Consider the following 15571-nt stretch of genomic DNA (forward strand, 5'->3'; position numbering starts at 1 on the left):
GCCGCCGGGCGACGGCGAACGGATCGACGACGGAGCCGGCCCGGCGATGCCGGGCGACGGCGAACGGGCCGGCGCCGGCGGCGCCCGCCCCACCGACCGGGACAGCTGAGCGGGGCGACGATGCGTAGCGCGGTGGTGGTCGGCGCCGGCCTCGGCGGGCTGGCGGTCGCCGGCGTGCTGGCCCGCTCCGGCTGGCGGGTCACCCTCCTCGAACGCGCCGACCGGGTCCGCCCGGAACCGACCGCCGTGGTGCTCTGGCCCAACGGGGTACGCGCGCTCCGGGCCCTCGGGCTCGGTGCCGGCCTGGACGCGATCGCCACCCCGCTGCCCGACGGCGGGGTACGCCGCCCCGACGGGCACTGGCTGGTCCAGCCCCGCCCCGCCCCGGCCGAGCGGATGCCGGTCGTGGTGCACCGCGAGGACCTGCACGACGCGCTCATCGCCGGGCTCGGCGACCAGGTGGAGTTGCGGACCGGAGTGACGGTGCGGACGGTCCGCGCGGCCTCCGGCGAGCGCCCCGCGGTCGGTGACGGGCGGCACACCGTCGAGGCCGACCTGGTCGTCGCCGCCGACGGCACGGACAGCGAACTCCGGCGCCGGCTGGCGCCCGAGGCGCAGGTGGTCAGCTCCGGCTGCGCCGCGTGGCGGGCGGTGATCCCCTGGTACCGGGTGCCCCGGCTGGCCGCCGAGCAGCAGGTCGGCGGGGAGGTGCTCGGCGCCGGCTACCGGTTCGTGGCGGCCTCCCTCGGTGAGCGCGGCGCGGCCGGCGGCTCCAGCCGCGGCGGCGTCTACTGGGTGGCCACCGCGGCGGGCGCGCCCCGCCCGGAGCCGCCGGAGACCCAGCTGGCCCTGCTCAAGCGCTGGTACGCGGACTGGCCGTCGCCCATCGCCGAGCTGCTCGACGCCACCGACCCGGCGGACCTGGTGCAGCAGGAGATCCGCGAGCTGCGCCCGCTGCCCCGGGCGTACGGCTTCCCGGCCGGGCCGGGCGGGTTGGTGCTGCTCGGCGACGCCGCGCACGCCATGCCCCCGCACCTCGGGCAGGGCGCCTGCCTCGCCTTCGAGGACGCGGCCACCCTCGCCTCGCTGCTGCGCGAATCCCGGCTCCCCGACGCGGTGACCGCGTACGACCGGTTGCGCCGGCCCCGCGCGGCGACCATGGTCCGGCAGACCCGCCGGATGTCGGCGGTGCTGCAGGCCCGGGGCCGGCTGGCGCTGCGGGCCCGCGACGCCGCGCTCGGCACGATCAGCCCTCGGCTGCGCAGCACCGCCGCCTCCGCCGCGGCCTCCTGGCAGCCACCCGCCTGACCCGGCGGGCTCAGACGAGCACGGCGGCCGGCTCGGCGATGCAGGCGGTGCCCACCCGGCGGAAACCGACCCGCAGATAGACCCGGGCGATCTCCTCGCTGCCCGCGGAGAGGAAGACCAGGTCGGTGCCGGCCGCGCGGAGCCGGTGGGCGAGGGTGGCGGTGACCGCCGCGCCCAGGCCGCGCCGGCGGGCGGCCGGCAGGGTGGCCACCCCGGCGATCTCGGCGACGTCGTCGACCCGCATCGCCATCCCGCTGGCCAGCGCCCCCTGCTCCGGGGCCTCGGCGAGCACCGAGATGCGTCGGCCGTCGCCGATCCGGACGGCCTCCTCCTCCAGCGCGGCCACGTCGAGACGGGCGATCGCGGCGTCCCGGTCGGCCGGTCCGGCGTCGCCGCGCGTGGTGCCGCCGTTGGCGAAACCCACCGCCGCGACGGCCCGACGGACCGCCACGTCGGCCGGGAAACCGGGCGCCGCCGGATCGAGGACCCGCACCGGTACGTCGCTGAGCGTCGCCGGATCGGGCAGGTTCGCCGGGTCGAGCACCATCAGCGGCGCCTCCAGCACCGACAGCCCGGCCGAGCGGGCCACCGCGAGCAGGTCCGGGGTGACCTCGTGCACCCACTCGAACGCCTCCGGCAGGCCCAACTCCCGCTGCCGGGCCCGGACCGCGGTCACGTCGGCGAGCGACGGCGGCTCGGTGGCGTCCCGCCGGGGCCGGGCATAGAACGGCCAACCGTCGCCGTCCCGGACGAAGAGCACCAGCGGGCCGTATTCCTCCGCACGGGCCGCATCCCGGGGCACCGCGTCGTAGAACCGCTCCAACCGGTCGAGCACGTCAGCGCGTACGACATCCACCGCGCGAGACTACATGTCCCAGATACTGGAAGTGTGATCAATCTGAACTGGCCTTGTGCCCGACGCCCTAACGTAGACTCAATAATCCCCAGAGGGCCGACGTCGTCCCGATCATGATCCAACCTGAGTGACGACAGGAGGCCCGGTGGCCTTTCCGTACCCTCACAGCCCGCAGTCGGCCCCGCAGGCCGGGCTCTACGACCCCGCGTACGAGCACGACGCCTGCGGTGTCGCGTTCGTGGCCGACCTGCACGGACGCCGGTCGCACGAGGTCGTCGCGAACGGCCTCGGGGCGCTCTGCCGGTTGGACCACCGGGGCGCCCGTGGCGCGGAGCACAACACCGGTGACGGCGCCGGGATCATGATCCAGGTGCCGGACGGCTTCCTCCGCGCGGTCGTCGACTTCCCCCTGCCGCCCGCCGGGCAGTACGCCACCGGTCTGGTCTTCCTTCCCGACGACGACGCCGCCGAGGCGCGCGCCCGCCGGGTGGTGGAGAAGTACGCGCTGGTCGAGGGGGCCGACGTGCTCGGCTGGCGGGAGGTGCCCACCAATCCGGCCGGGCTCGGCGAGACCGCCCTCGCGGTGCTGCCCCGGGTCCGGCAGCTCTTCCTGGCCGCGCACCGGCTCACCGACTCGCCGGCCGGCCCGGCCGGCTCGCCGCTGACCGGGCTCGACCTGGACCGGGTGGCGTTCTGCCTGCGCAAGCAGGTCGAGCGGGAGACCGCCGAGCGGGGCGTGCCGGCGTACTTCCCGTCGCTGTCCGGGCGGACCATGGTCTGGAAGGGCATGCTCACCCCCGACCAGCTCCCCGAGTTCTACCCGGAGCTGACCGACGAGCGGGTGGTCAGCGCCATCGCGCTGGTGCACTCGCGGTTCTCCACCAACACCTTCCCGTCCTGGCCGCTGGCCCACCCGTACCGGTTCATCGCGCACAACGGCGAGATCAACACGATCCGCGGCAACCGGAACTGGATGCAGGCCCGCGAGGCGCTGCTGCGCAGCCCCAACCTGCCCGGCAACATCCGCCGGGTGTTCCCGGTCTGCACCCCGGGCGCCTCCGACTCCGCCAACTTCGACGAGGTCCTCGAGCTGCTGCACCTGGCCGGGCGGAGCCTGCCGCACGCGGTGCTCATGATGATCCCCGAGGCGTGGGAGAACGACCCGCAGATGCGCGCCGACAAGCGCTCCTTCTACCGGTTCCACGCCAGCCTGATGGAGCCGTGGGACGGCCCCGCCTCGGTCGCCTTCACCGACGGCGAGATCGTCGGCGCGGTGCTGGACCGCAACGGGCTGCGCCCGGGCCGCTGGTGGCGTACCGCCGACGGCCTGGTGGTGCTCGGCAGCGAGGCGGGCGTGCTCGACCTCGACCCGGCCGCCGTGGTGGCCAAGGGCCGCCTCCAGCCGGGCCGGATGTTCCTGGTCGACACGGTCAACGGGCGGATCGTCTCCGACGACGAGATCAAGGCCGAGCTGGCCGCCGCCCGGCCGTACGACGAGTGGCTGCACGCGGGCCTGATCGAACTGGACGAGCTGCCGCCGCGCGAGCACATCGTCTACACCCACGACTCGGTGCGCCGCCGGCAGCAGACCTTCGGCTACACCGAGGAGGAGCTGAAGATCCTGCTCGCCCCGATGGCCCGCACCGGCGCGGAGCCGATCGGCTCGATGGGCACCGACACCCCGATCGCCCCGCTGTCCACCCGGCCGAGGCTGCTCTACGACTACTTCCATCAGCTCTTCGCGCAGGTCACCAACCCGCCGCTGGACGCCATCCGGGAGGAGCTGGTGACCAGCCTGGCGTCCACCATCGGGCCGGAGGGCAACCTGCTCGACCCGGGCCCGGCGAGCTGCCGGCAGATCGTGCTGCCCTACCCGGTGATCGACAACGACGAGCTGGCGAAGATCCTCTCCATCGACGAGGACGGCGACCTGCCCGGCTTCAAGGCGGTCCGGGTCTCCGGGCTCTACCGGATCCGTGACGGCGGCGCCGGGATCAAGGCCCGGCTCACCGAGATCTGCCGGCACGTCTCGGAGGCGATCGAGGACGGCGTACGCATCCTGGTCCTCTCCGACCGGGACTCCAACGGCGACCTCGCCCCGATCCCGTCGCTGCTGCTCACCGCCGCGGTCCACCAGCACCTCGTCCGGGAGCAGACGCGGACCCAGGTGGCGCTGATCGTCGAGTCCGGCGACTGCCGCGAGGTGCACCACGCGGCCGTGCTGATCGGGTACGGCGCCGCGGCGGTCAACCCGTACCTGGCCTTCGAGTCGGTCGAGGACATGATCTCCACCGGCGTGCTGGCCGGCGTCGACCGGGTGAAGGCGGTCCGCAATTACGTCAAGGCGCTCGGCAAGGGCGTCCTGAAGATCATGTCCAAGATGGGCATCTCGACGGTCTCGTCGTACTGCGGCGCGCAGGTCTTCGAGGCGGTCGGCCTGGACACCCGGCTGGTCGAGCGCTACTTCCGGGGCACCCCGAGCACGATCGGCGGGATCGGGCTGGCCGAGATCCACGCCGAGGTGGCCGCCCGGCACGCGCTGGCCTGGCCGGCCCCCGGCGGGCAGGTCACCGACCGGCTGGACGTCGGCGGCGAGTACCAGTGGCGCCGCGAGGGCGAGCTGCACCTGTTCAACCCGGAGACGGTCTTCCTGCTCCAGCACGCCACCCGCAGCCGGCAGTACGACGTCTTCCGGCGGTACACCGCCAAGGTCGACGAGCTGGCCGCCCGGGCCGGCTCGCTGCGCGGCCTGTTCACCCTGCGCACCGGCGTACGCCCGCCGGTGCCGCTGGACGAGGTGGAGCCGGCCGCCGAGATCGTCAAGCGGTTCGCCACCGGCGCCATGTCGTACGGGTCGATCTCGGCGGAGGCGCACGAGACCCTGGCCATCGCGATGAACCGCCTCGGTGGCAAGTCCAACACCGGCGAGGGCGGCGAGGACGTCGACCGGCTGTACGACCCGCGGCGCCGCTCGGCGGTCAAGCAGATCGCCAGCGGCCGGTTCGGCGTGACCAGCGAATACCTGGTCAACGCCGACGACCTCCAGATCAAGATGGCCCAGGGCGCCAAGCCCGGCGAGGGCGGCCAGCTGCCCGGCAACAAGGTCTGGCCGTGGATCGCCCGGACCCGGCACGCCACCCCGGGCGTCGGCCTGATCTCCCCGCCGCCGCACCACGACATCTACTCCATCGAGGACCTGGCCCAGCTCGTGCACGACCTCAAGTGCGTCAACCCGGCCGCCCGGGTGCACGTCAAGCTGGTCAGCGAGGTCGGCGTGGGCACGGTCGCGGCCGGCGTGGCCAAGCTCAAGGCCGACGTCATCCTGATCTCCGGGCACGACGGCGGCACCGGCGCGTCCCCGCTCAACTCGCTCAAGCACGCCGGCACCCCCTGGGAGCTGGGCCTGGCCGAGGCGCAGCAGACGCTGCTGCTGAACAAGCTGCGCGACCGGGTCACCGTGCAGGTCGACGGGCAGCTCAAGACCGGCCGGGACGTGCTGATCGCGGCGCTGCTCGGCGCCGAGGAGTTCGGTTTCGCCACCGCCCCGCTGATCGTCGAGGGCTGCGTGATGATGCGGGTCTGCCACCTGGACACCTGCCCGGTCGGCATCGCCACCCAGAACCCGGTGCTGCGCGAGCGCTTCACCGGCAAGCCGGAGTTCGTGGAGAACTTCTTCCTCTTCCTCGCCGAGGAGGTCCGCGGCTACCTGGCCGAGCTGGGCTTCCGCAGCATCGAGGAGGCGATCGGGCACACCGAGCTGCTCGACGTGACCGGCGCGATCGACCACTGGAAGGGCCACGGTCTCGACCTGAGCCGGGTGCTGCACCTGCCCGAGCTGCCCGAGGGCGCGGCCCGGCGCGGCATCCGGGCCCAGGACCACGGCCTGGAGGCCGCCCTGGACAACCAGCTCATCGCCCTGGCCAAGCCGGCGCTGCGGGACGGCACCCCGGTCCGGGTGGAGGTGGCGGTGCGCAACGAGCACCGCAGCGTCGGGGCGATGCTCGGCGGCGAGGTGACCCGCCGGTTCGGCGGGACGGGCCTGCCCGACGACACCATCGAGTTCCTGCTGCGCGGCACCGCCGGCCAGTCGTTCGGCGCGTTCCTGCCGCGCGGGGTGACCCTGCGCCTGCACGGCGACGCCAACGACTACGTGGGCAAGGGCCTCTCCGGCGGCCGGCTCGTGGTGCGTCCGGCCGCCGCCGCGCCGTTCGTCGATCACGCGGCCGGTCCGGGGGAGCGGGCCGAGGACCAGATCATCGCCGGCAACACCATCCTGTACGGGGCGACCGGCGGCGAGGTGTTCCTGCGGGGTCGGGTCGGTGAGCGGTTCGCGGTGCGCAACTCCGGCGCGTCGGCCGTCGTCGAGGGCGTCGGCGACCACGGCTGCGAGTACATGACCGGCGGCGCGGTGGTGGTGCTCGGCCCGACCGGCCGTAACTTCGCCGCCGGCATGTCCGGGGGGACCGCCTTCGTGCACGACCTGGACCGCAGCCTGGTCAACACCGAGCTGGTCGACCTGTCGCCGCTGCGCGACGAGGAGCGGGACCGCCTGCACGAGCTGGTCCAGCGGCACTTCGCCGAGACCGACTCGGCGGTCGCCGAGGCGCTGCTCAAGCGCTGGCCGGAGGCGGTGGAGGAGTTCACCGCCGTGGTGCCCCGGGACTACCGCCGGGTGCTGGAGATCATGCGGGCCGCCGAAGCCGCCGGCCACGACGTCGACGACGCGGTGATGAGTGCCCTCACGGCACCCTCGGCCGCGCCGGTGCCGCCCGCCCCGCGGACGGCCGCCCAGGAGGTGGCTCGTGCCTGACCCGAACGGTTTCCTGCGCTACGACCGGCGGCTGCCCGCGCGCCGGCCGGTGCCGGTGCGGATCATGGACTGGCGGGAGGTGTACCCGCCGGCGGGCGAGGAGCTGATCCGCGAGCAGGCCACCCGCTGCATGGACTGCGGCGTCCCGTTCTGCCACGACGGCTGCCCGCTGGGCAACCGCATCCCGGACTGGAACGACCTGGTCCGTACGGGCAACTGGGACGCGGCGGTGGAGTCGCTGCACGCCACCAACAACTTCCCCGAGTTCACCGGCCGGCTCTGCCCGGCGCCCTGCGAGGCGGCGTGCGTGCTCGGTCTCGGCGGCCAGCAGCCGGTCACCATCAAGCAGGTCGAGGTGGAGATCGCCGACGCGGCGGTGGCCGGTGGCGGGCTGCGGCCCCGGCCGGCGCCGGTCGCCACCGGACGGTCCGTCGCCGTGGTCGGTTCCGGCCCCGCCGGGCTGGCCGCCGCGCAGCAGTTGGCCCGTGCCGGGCACACCGTCACGGTGTACGAGCGCGACGACGCCCTCGGCGGCCTGCTCCGGTACGGCATCCCCGACTTCAAGCTGGAGAAGCAGCACGTCGACCGGCGGCTGGCGCAGCTCGCCGCCGAGGGGGTGCGCTTCCGGACCGGGGTGAACGTCGGCGTGGACGTGACCGCCGATCAGCTGCGCGCCGAGCACGACGCGGTGCTGCTCGCCTGCGGCGCGCTGCAGGGCCGGGACACCCCGGCGACCCCGGGGCGGGCGCTGCGCGGCGTACACCAGGCCATGGCGCACCTGGTGGCGGCCAACCGGGTGGTCGCGGCGGCCGGGGCGGGCCGGCCGGCGCTGGCCACCCTGCCGGACGGCACCCCGATCGACGCGGCCGGCAAGCACGTCGTGATCATCGGCGGCGGCGACACCGCGGCGGACTGCCTGGGCGTGGCGCACCGGCAGGGCGCGGCCGGTGTGCACCAGCTGGATCTCTACCCGGAGCCGCCGGCCGAGCGGGACGGCACCCGCGACCCGTGGCCGACCTGGCCGTGGGTGCTGCGCAACTATCCGGCGCACGAGGAGGGCGGCGAGCGGGTCTTCGCCGTGGCGGTGCAGGAGTTCGTCGACGACGGCACCGGCCAGGTCCGGGCGGTCCGGATCGCCGAGGTGACGGTGGAGAAGGTCGACGGCCGGCGGATCGTCACGGTGCTGCCCGGCTCCGAGCGGGAGCTGCCGGCCGACCTGGTGCTGTTGGCGATCGGCTTCGAGGGCACCGAGGAGCAGCCGCTGCTGGCCCAGCTCGGGGTGAGCCGCAACGCGCGGGGCGCGGTCGACGCCCGACCCGACTGGCAGACCGGCGCCGACGGCGTCTTCGTCGCCGGCGACATGCACAAGGGCGCGTCGCTGATCGTCTGGGCGATCGCCGAGGGGCGGGCCGCCGCGGCGGCCATCCACGCGTACCTGGGTGGGACGGGGCGCCTGCCCGCTCCGGTCGACCCGGCGCGGCAGCCGCTCGCGGCCCACTGACGAGCGGCAGCGCGGCCCGGACCGGCACCCGAGGTCCGGGCCGCGCTGCCGCGTCCGGCTGGTTCGGGTCGGCCGGCCGGGTCCGGTTCGTGCCGGCCCGTTCCCGACGCCCGGCCCTGCCGGTGAACCCTCTCACCAACTGTCGTCAAGAGGTTTGACCCTCGCCAGACTTGTGCGCTGGCCGGACCCGTGCGGGTCCGGCTTCGTCGTGTCATCTCCTGGACGGGAAATCCTCATGGCCCTCGGCGCCACGTTCGCCGCGCTGCGCCACCGCAACTACCGGATCTGGGCCGGTGCCGGCTTCGTGTCGGTCATCGGGACCTGGATGCAGGTGCTGGGCGTCAACTGGTACGTCATGTCGGCCACCGGGTCGGCGACCTCCATGGGGCTCACCGTCCTGCTCCAGGCGCTGCCCACCCTGGTGCTCTCCGTCTGGGGCGGCGCGCTGGCCGACCGGGTGCCGGCCAAGCCGCTGCTGATCGCCGCCCAGGCGACCCACGCGGCCCTCGCGGCCGGGCTGGCCGTGGTCGCCGTGACCGGTGCCGGCGGGTTGCCGGCGATCTACGTGATCTCCCTGGTCACCGGGGCGGTCTCGGCGATCGAGGGGCCGGTGTCGGGCCGCTGGTCCTCGACCCTGGTGGACCGGGAGAGCCTGGGCAATGCCCTGGCGCTCGGTTCGCTCACCAACTCCGCGGGCCGGATCCTCGGCATGAGCCTGGGCGCCGTCGTGGTGGCGGCCGTCGGGCCGGCGCTGCTCTTCGCGAGCAACGCCGCCAGCTTCGTCGCGGTCGTCGTCGCCCTGTTCGCCGTACGGGAGGGGGAGCGGCACCCCGGCGGGCCGGCGGCGACCGGCCCGGACCGGGCGGACGGCGGCATCCGGGCCGGCTTCCGCTACCTGCTCGGCCAGCCGGTGGTGCTGGTCGCGTTGGGGCTGTCGTTCGTGCTCGGCAGCCTGGGCCGCAACTACCAGGTGACCATGGCGGCGATGAGCGAGGGCCCGCTGCGCGCCGGCGCCTCCGGCTACGGCCTGCTGTCCACGGTCTTCGCCGTCGGCACGGTGGTCGGCGCGCTGCTCGCCGCCCGCCGCCGTGAGCTGGGCTACGGCATCCTGGTCGGGGCCGGCCTGCTGGCCAGCACCCTGCAGATCGTCGCCGGCCTGGTGCCGGGCACGGTCAGTTTCGCCGCCGTGATCCTGCCGGTGGCGGCCGCCGCCGTGATCATCGACACCACGGTCGGCACCCGGGCCCAGCTCGACACCGACTACCTCATGCGGGGCCGGGTGCTGGCTGCCGTCGCGGTCACCGGCTCCGTCTCCGCCGCCGTGGGCGCGCCCCTGCTCGGCTGGCTCTCCGAGCACGCCGGCCCCCGGCAGACCCTGGTACTGGCCGGCACCATCACCGCGGTGGCCACCGCGGTCGCCGGGGTCACGCTGGACCGGCTGCGGGAACGCCGGCTGGGGCACCGGCTCGCCCTGGTGCTGGCCGCCCCCGCGGTACGCCGTCCGGTAGGCCGGGTCGCCTCCAGGGCCGCCCGGGTGGTCCGTCCGGCGCGGATCGGTTTCGCCGCCGCGCGCCGCGTGTCCGGGCCCGGGCCGGCAGGGTTGTCCGGCGTGCTGCCAGTGGCCGCCGCCGTACCGCTGGCCGGTCCGTCGTCGCTGGCCGGACGCGGCCCGTCCCCGGTGGCCCGCCCCGGCACCGGCCGGTTCCGGTCGCGTCGGGCCGCCCGTGCGGCCCAGGACTGCGCGGCCTGCGCGCCTCATCGGGCGCCGCGCCGCTCCCGGCTGACGGGCGCCGCCCGGGGGGCCCCGCACCACGAGGGCTGCCCGCACGCCTGAGGCTCCCGCGGGTGCCCACGTGATGGGGGGCGGCGCCGTGGGGTGGGAGGGGTCAGGAGGTGGCCGCGGCGAGGTTGTGCGCGTGGCCGGGCCCGGTGGGTGGGGTGGTTGGTTCGGCGTGCCGGGTCGGGGTCGGCCGGCGGGTGGCGGGGACGGCCAGGGCGGCCAGCGCGGCGGCCAGTGAGATGCCGGTGAGCAGCAGGAAGCCGGTGGTGAAGCCGGCCTCCCGGGGCAGGCCGCCGGCCTGCGGGTGCGCCGTGATCACGCTGCTGGCCACCGCCGCGCCGAGCGCGCCGCCGATGGTGCGGATGTTGGCGTTCATGCCCGTCGCCACGCCGGTCTGGCCGGCCGGCACGTTGGCCACGATCAGGTTGGCCATCGAGGCGAACGCCAGGCCGATGCCGATTCCCACCAGCGCGCCGGCCACGCCGATCTCCCAGCGGGTGTCGTGCGCGACGGTCAGCATGGCCGCGGCGAGCACGTTGAACGCGGCCCCGGTGGCCAGCTGGGCTTTGGCGCTGAACCGGCTGGCCAGCCGGCCGGCGGCGAGCCCGGCGACGAACATGCCGACCAGCATGGGCAGCATCAGCAGCCCGGCCTGGGTGACGCTGGCGCCGAAGCCGTACCCGGCGCTGGGCGGGATCTGCACGAACTGCGGCAGGAAGGCGTAGACGGAGAACATCGAGGCGCCGTAGAGCAGGGCGACCAGGTTGGTCGTCCAGACGGCGGGCAGGCGCATCATCCGCATGTCGATCAGCGGGTTCGCCGAGCGGGTCTCGGTGACCAGCCAGCCGACCAGGATGACGGCGGCGAGCAGCAGCAGGCCGGTGACCCGGCCCGACGTCCAGCCCCACGCCGCGCCCTTGCTGATCGGCAGCAGCAGTGCCACCAGCCAGCCGGAGAGCAGCAGAGTGCCGAGCCAGTTGATCCGGCCGGGCGTACGGACCGGCGACTCCGGCACGAAACGGTGGGCCGCGAGCGCGGTGAGGCCGACCACGACCATCGGGATCCAGAACAGCCAGCGGTATCCGAGGGTGGCGACGATCGGGCCGGCCAGGACGACCCCGAGGCCGCCACCGGCGGCGACGATCGCCGAGATCGCGGCGACCGCCGAGCTGACCCGGGCGGCGGGGAACTCGTCGCGGATGATGCCGAAGGAGAGCGGGAAGACGGCGCCGCCGATGCCCTGCACGACCCGGGCGGCGATGAGCACGCCGATGCTCGGCGCCACGGCGGCCAGCAGGCAGCCCAACGCCAGCGCGGCGAGGGAGACGACCAGCGTCCGCTCCTTGCCGACCATGTCGCCGACCCGGCCGAGGACCGGGGTGAAGATCGAGGCGGAGAGGAGGTACGCGGTCAGCACCCAGGTCACGGTGTTCTGGGAGGTGTGCAGGTCGTGCTGGATGGTGGGCAGCACCGGCGTGATCAGCGACTGGAGCATGGCGAAGAAGCCGGCGCCGGCGGCGAGGACGAGGAAGGTCAACCGGCGCGAGTCGCGCCGGGCGGTTTCGGACACGGAAAAGCTCCCGTTCGGGTACGAGGAAAGGGTCTGGCGGGCGACGGCGCTCCCCGTCGGGGTGCCGCCGGATCGGCCCGCCGGGGCCGCTCGCGCGGATCCGCCGCGCCGGGTGGGGCGTGGTGGACGAACTGGCGACGGTGGCGGCCCGAGATCGCCGGTGATCAGCGGATGACGGGCATGGTGGGACCTCCTGGGTCCGGTGTCTGGTGCGCCGGGTCCATCGGGTGGGACCGGCCGGAATCCGGGGTACGCTATCCGGAGGCAGGGCTCCGGTCAGTTCCGGAGGGGTGCCTCCACTAACGTAGTGGAGGGGTGCCTCCGGTTGCAAGGGGAGAGGGGTGACGTACGTCATGGCCAGCGCCGACCGGCTCGGAGAGGTCTTCGCGCGCCGCCCGAAGCGGGCCGACGCCCGGCGCAACTACGACGCCCTGATCGCCGCCGCCCGGCAGGTCTTCGGCGACTGCGGCGTCGGCGCGTCGCTGGAGGAGATCGCCCGGCGCGCCGGGGTCGGCATCGGCACCCTCTACCGCAACTTCCCGACCCGGCGGGACCTGTTCGAGGCGGTCTACGTCGAGGAGGTCCGCGCGCTCAGCGCCTCCGCCGCCGACCTGGCGGACCTGTCGCCGTGGGACGCCCTGGTCGGCTGGCTGCACCGGTTCGTCGCCTACGTCGGCACCAAGCGGGCCCTCGCCGAGGAGCTGGTCCACGACTCCGAGGTGTTCCGCAGCTGCCGCACCGAGATCTACGCCGCGGGCGAGCCGCTGCTGCGCCGCGCCCAGCAGGCCGGGGCGGCCCGGCCGGACGCCAGCTTCGACGACGTGGTCCGGCTGGTCAGCGGGATCATGGCGTACCAGTTCCCGGAGCCGGCCCAGCGCGACCGGGTGCTGGCCATCGCCCTGGACGGGCTGCGCCACCCCGCCGCCCCCCGCTGACCCCGGCCGCCCCTTCGCCCCCACCCTCCAGTCTGGACCGTCACGGCCTGCCGGCGTTGCGCCCGCGCGGACAATGGAGCGTACGTGTCGTGACGCGGAGGTGACCATGCGTGAACCGGCCGCCCGGTCCCGGCCCCGGCCGGCGGGCGAGCGGCTGCCGGCCGGCAGCCTCGACCTGCTCGCCCTGCTGGCCCGGCTGCTGCGGCGGCCCCGCCGCGGCGACCGCTGGCTGCCCCTGCTCTGGCTGGTCCACCCGGCCGGTGACGGCGCGCTGGGCGCCCTGCTGCGCCGCTTCGTCGGCCGGGGCGCCGGGCGGCGGGTGCCGCACGCCGTCCTCGACCTGAGCACCCGCCCCGCCGGCGACGACGTCCCGGCGGCGCTGCGCGAGCTGCACCGGCAGCTGTCGGTGGAGGCCTTCGGCGCCGCCCGCCTGCGGTTCCGGCACTATCCGCTGGCGGACTGGCTGATGCACCAGAGCCTGGCGGTCGGGTTGGACGCGCAGCAGAGCGGCCGGGCCGCGCTGGTCCGCCGGCTGCGCGACTGGCGGGGCCGGGGCGTCACCGAGGACCCGCAGGTCGGTGGCGACTCCGGGCTGGGCACCGCGCTGCAGGTGCTGCTCTGGCTGCTGCGCCGGGCGATGCCGAGCGTGGTGTTCCGGATCGCGGTCTCCGGCCGGGTGCCACTGGTCGGCCGGCAGTACCGCTGGTTCATGCGGCAGCAGTATCTCGCCCCCCGGCAGTCGGTGACCTTCCTCGGCTTCGCCGAGCGGCTCACCGCCGGCTGGCGCGACGGCGAGCATCCGGCGCAGGTGGAGAAGCTGCTGCTGCACGCGTTCCTGGAGGACCTGCGGGTGGCGTACCGGCGCCGGTTCTGGCGGCCCGGCGACTGGCGGCGGACCGCCTACCCGGTGCTGCTGCTGGACGGGATGACCGGCGACGGCGTCGGGCACACCCTGGTCCGGCTGCTCGACGAGGTACGCAACGAGACCGGCCGCAACGATCCGCTGCTGGTGGTGGCGGTAGCGGCCGTCCCGCCGCCGGAACCGGCGGCCGTGCGCTCGGTTCGCGAGGCCGAGGAGGCGTACGACGACTGGGCCGAGGCGCTGCCGGAGATCCGCCGGCTGCGCCGGGCCGGTACCTGGCTCGTCGTGCTGCGCAGCGACGGCGACGATGTCGCGTCCCCGCCGGGCATCGCCCCACCGGCGCTGGTGGCGCCGGACCCGCCGTGGTGGTCCCGGCGGTTCCTGCCGGCGGCGGTGGCCCTGCTCCTGCTCGCCGGGCTCGGCCTGTGGGCGCACGGGCGCTGGGCGGCGGACTGCCGTCCCTGGCCCACCGACCAGGTGCGGGTGCGGGTGGTCGCGGGGGAGTGCGTCGGCTACAGCGACACCGCGGGCCAGGTGTTCAACAGCGAACCCGGCCAGCAGCGGCTGCGCGCCGTACAGCGGCGGATCTTCGCGCAGAACCGGGCCGCGGAGGAGGTGTGGCGGCGCAGCGACCGGCGCCGCCCCTACCTGACCCTGGTCTACCTCGGCAGCCTCACCGGCAACCGGACCCGCACCGACGAGGAGTCGTACGTCTCCGAGCGCGAGGAACTGGAGGGCATGGCGACCGCCCAGTACGCCCTGCTCAAGGAGTCCGCCGCGGCGGACGGCGCGGCGCTGCTGCACATCGTGGTGGCCAACGCCGGCCGGCAGATGCGGCACGCCGGCGAGGCGGTCCGGATGCTCGAAGGGCTGGCCCGCGACGACCCGACCCTGCTCGGCGTGGTCGGTATGGTGGACAGCCGGACCAGCACCGCGGCGGCGCTGCGCGAGCTCAACCGGGTCGGCCTGCCGGTGCTCGCGCCCACCCTGTCGGCCGACCGGATGGACACCAACTCCAGCCTCTACCTGCAGATCTCCGCGCCCAACCGGGACCAGGCCCGGATGCTCGAGGCGTACGCCCGGCAGGTGCTGCGGGTGACCGAGGCGCACGTCTACTGGACCACCGGCGAGCGCAGCTCGCTGGCCGAGGACCTCTACGTGTCCACCCTGGTCGACGGGCTGCGGGAGCGGTTCGGCGCGCGGCTGACCCGGCTCGAGGAGTGGCGTACCGGCCGCCGCCTGGTCCAGGAGTGCGGCTACCGGGGCGTGCTCATCTTCGCCGGCCGCTGGTCCGAGGTGGACGGCTTCCTGCGCGCGCTGCGCGAGTGCGGCGCCGACCCGCCCCGGCACCTGCTCGCCGACGACTCGTTCAACCGCTACCTGGCCAACCCGGGGCTGCGCGCCAGCGCGCCCGGCAACCTGCCGGTCACGTACGTGTCGAAGGCGTCCCTGGCCACCTGCGCCGCGCTGCGGGCCGCGCAGGCCCGGCGCGACGACGCCCGGGGCAGCTTCCTCACCTGGATCGGCTCCGACGACCTGCTCGACCCGCCGCGCTGCCGCGACGGCGCCGGCCCGGCGGTGGGCGAGCGGGTGAGCCTCGCCTACGACGCGTCGATGATGCTGGTGCGGGCGCTGGAGAGCCTCGCCGCCCGGCTCCGGCACGCCGACACCGGCCGCCGCTGGGAGCCCCGCGCGGTCAACCCGGCCGGGGTGCACGCCGAGGTGCTGCGGCAGAACGCGGCCGGCGGCTACCCGGGGGTGGCCGGCCTGATCCGGTACGCCCCGGACTCCGGCGAGCCGCTGGCCAAGCGGATCGCCCTGCTCACCGTGGCCCGGGTGCCCGACGTCGCGGCCGCGCCGGTCGAGGTCTTCCACTGCGGGGTGGCCGACGGCGGCCCCGACCCCGGCTGCCGTGGACCGGGGTGACGGCCGCGCGGCAGCAGGACCGC

Annotated in this window: 8 protein-coding genes; 6 read left to right on the top strand and 2 right to left on the bottom strand. The window is 75.2% G+C overall.

Annotated features, from left to right (window positions below; translation table 11 throughout):
- Window positions 1-120 precede the first annotated feature (120 nt).
- A complete protein-coding gene (locus LQ51_RS23710; RefSeq protein ID WP_046569285.1) occupies window positions 121-1308 on the top strand; it encodes an FAD-dependent oxidoreductase in 1188 nt (395 codons plus the stop codon).
- A gap of 10 nt (window positions 1309-1318) precedes the next feature.
- Here LQ51_RS23710 and LQ51_RS23715 read toward each other — a convergent pair whose 3' ends face one another.
- Window positions 1319-2164: a GNAT family N-acetyltransferase gene (locus tag LQ51_RS23715; protein WP_046569287.1), complete on the bottom strand. Its 846-nt coding sequence runs from the start codon at window positions 2162-2164 to the stop codon at window positions 1319-1321.
- 145 nt (window positions 2165-2309) lie between these two features.
- On the opposite strand from LQ51_RS23715, the gene gltB reads away from it, so the two are divergent.
- The 3 genes from gltB (at window position 2310) to LQ51_RS23730 (ending at window position 10309) form a co-directional block, all read left to right on the top strand.
- Window positions 2310-6974: a glutamate synthase large subunit gene (gene gltB, locus LQ51_RS23720; protein ID WP_046569288.1), complete on the top strand. Its 4665-nt coding sequence runs from the start codon at window positions 2310-2312 to the stop codon at window positions 6972-6974.
- Window positions 6967-8475 carry a glutamate synthase subunit beta gene (locus LQ51_RS23725; RefSeq protein WP_046569290.1) on the top strand — a complete coding sequence of 503 codons (1509 nt, stop codon included), beginning with the start codon at window positions 6967-6969 and terminating at the stop codon, window positions 8473-8475. The genes gltB and LQ51_RS23725 overlap by 8 nt, the downstream gene beginning before the upstream one ends.
- Before the next feature lie 235 nt (window positions 8476-8710).
- Entirely contained in the window at window positions 8711-10309 is a 1599-nt protein-coding gene (locus LQ51_RS23730; RefSeq protein WP_082159608.1) for an MFS transporter, read from the top strand.
- A gap of 52 nt (window positions 10310-10361) precedes the next feature.
- Here LQ51_RS23730 and LQ51_RS23735 read toward each other — a convergent pair whose 3' ends face one another.
- Complete coding sequence (locus tag LQ51_RS23735; protein ID WP_046569292.1) at window positions 10362-11825, bottom strand: MFS transporter; 1464 nt, start codon at window positions 11823-11825, stop codon at window positions 10362-10364.
- A 341-nt stretch (window positions 11826-12166) separates the two neighbouring features.
- Between LQ51_RS23735 and LQ51_RS23740 the strand changes: the two genes are divergently transcribed.
- The gene (locus tag LQ51_RS23740) at window positions 12167-12760 is read left to right on the top strand and encodes a TetR/AcrR family transcriptional regulator (RefSeq protein ID WP_082159609.1); all 594 of its coding nucleotides are present in this window, start codon (window positions 12167-12169) and stop codon (window positions 12758-12760) included.
- Window positions 12761-12866: 106 nt separating this feature from the next.
- Window positions 12867-15548, top strand: a complete 2682-nt coding sequence (locus LQ51_RS23745) for a type 1 periplasmic-binding domain-containing protein (protein ID WP_046569338.1) — start codon at window positions 12867-12869, stop codon at window positions 15546-15548.
- Window positions 15549-15571: the final 23 nt, after the last annotated feature.

Origin of the sequence: Micromonospora sp. HK10 (assembly GCF_000982955.1) — a bacterium.
Taxonomy (GTDB): Bacteria; Actinomycetota; Actinomycetes; order Mycobacteriales; family Micromonosporaceae; genus Micromonospora.

Excerpts from the sequence above, each read along its gene's own strand:
- LQ51_RS23710 (WP_046569285.1), top strand. The coding sequence starts at position 121 with ATGCGTAGCGCGGTGGTGGTCGGCGCCGGCCTCGGCGGGCTGGCGGTC.
- LQ51_RS23730 (WP_082159608.1), top strand. The coding sequence starts at position 8,711 with ATGGCCCTCGGCGCCACGTTCGCCGCGCTGCGCCACCGCAACTACCGG.
- LQ51_RS23745 (WP_046569338.1), top strand. The coding sequence starts at position 12,867 with ATGCGTGAACCGGCCGCCCGGTCCCGGCCCCGGCCGGCGGGCGAGCGG.